Genomic DNA, 1,487 nt, shown 5'->3' on the forward strand with positions numbered 1-1,487 from the left:
ACGTTCGATAGAGAACAAGCCGATTAGTTTTTCTCGAATCTCAGGGTGCTGGCGAAGTAGTGCCAAATTATCGAGACACTTCTGACGATCAATACCGATGTTTTCTGCGTTTTCCGCCGTCAACGTTTTCGCTGGTGCTAAAATAGGGCACTTATTGAGGTGAACCAGTTTCACCGGTACGGGTAGTAGGTCGCCGAGGTCTTCACGCTTGGTGTAGAGACGTTCGTGCAACTCTTCGGTTGAAAGTTCAAGAATTGGCTGCGGATCTTTGGCTAAATCAATCGTAATAACCGCGTTGTTATTCGTTGGATGCCACGCGACAGGCACAATCCAGCTGGTGTATTGGCATTCGCGACCTAACATGCCTGAGACATGCATCAGCGGTGTCATGTTTACAATATCAACCAGTTCATTCAGCTTACGTTTGTGGCGCATAGAGAAGAAGTAATCGAACAGTTTTGGCTGTGCGGCTTTGACTTTCTTTGCCATCTCAATCGTTGCGATAACGTCAGCCATCGCGTCGTGCGCATTACTGTGCTCAATGCCATTTTTAACCGATAAATGTTCTAACTTGAAACTGGTGAAGCCGTCTTCATTCTCGGGCCATTCTACGCCTTCAGGACGCAACGCATGGCATGCACGCAATACATCGAGCAAGTCCCAACGCGAGTTGCCGTTTTGCCAGCTCCACGCGTATGGGTCGATAAAGTTGCGGTAACAGGTGTAACGCGTGACTTCGTCATCAAAACGAATGCTGTTGTAGCCTAGGCTAGTGGTTTTGGGTTTCGATAACTCGGCGTGAATCTTAGCAATGAACTCAGGCTCAGATAGGCCTTCTTGCATCGCCTTTTGCGGCGTAATACCCGTAATTAATGCGGCTTCCGGAGAAGGTAGATAATCAGCAGGAAGCTGGCAGTACATCACCAGAGGTTCGCCGATGATATTGAAGTTTTCATCTGTGCGAACACCAGCAAATTGGCTTGGACGATCTTTCGCGGGATTTGTACCCCAAGTCTCGTAGTCAAAGAAGAAAAAAGTGGGCTGATTATCTTGGTGCATTCTGCTTACCGTTTACGGAACCGATAAGAGTATTAGACCATTCAACGCCTTGACTAGCAACGAAAGATGCAAGGTGAAGTTGTGAAAATGAAAAAGCCGATGGCGAACCATCGGCTTGAAGTTTTGCATTTGTCTGCTTAGGCAGCAAATAAGGGTTAGGCTTTCGTTTCTTCAAGAGCCGTTTCAGCTTCTGAGGACTTCAACACTCGGCTTGCAATGGTGCCTGCCGTCATTGAGCCAGAAACGTTCAGCGCAGTACGAGCCATATCAATCAGAGGTTCAATTGAGATCAAAAGTGCAGCGATCGTTACAGGCAAGCCCATTGCTGGAAGAACAATCAATGCCGCAAATGTTGCACCGCCACCAACGCCCGCAATACCAAACGAGCTGATAGTAATGATCGCAATCAGAGAAAGAATGAAGTTTAC

2 protein-coding genes are annotated in these 1,487 nt (G+C 47.4%); both read right to left on the reverse strand.

Annotated elements, in window-relative coordinates; genetic code table 11:
- A partial coding sequence (gene sbcB, locus R7Q38_RS23245; RefSeq protein WP_318114445.1) for an exodeoxyribonuclease I occupies positions 1-1,059 on the reverse strand: 1,059 nt, incomplete at its 3' end.
- Positions 1,060-1,214: 155 nt separating this feature from the next.
- On the reverse strand, positions 1,215-1,487 hold a 273-nt coding region (locus R7Q38_RS23250; RefSeq protein ID WP_318114447.1), incomplete at its 5' end, for a cation:dicarboxylate symporter family transporter.

Source organism: Vibrio sp. Vb0598, assembly GCF_033338935.1.
GTDB classification, from domain to species: domain Bacteria; phylum Pseudomonadota; class Gammaproteobacteria; order Enterobacterales; family Vibrionaceae; genus Vibrio; species Vibrio alginolyticus.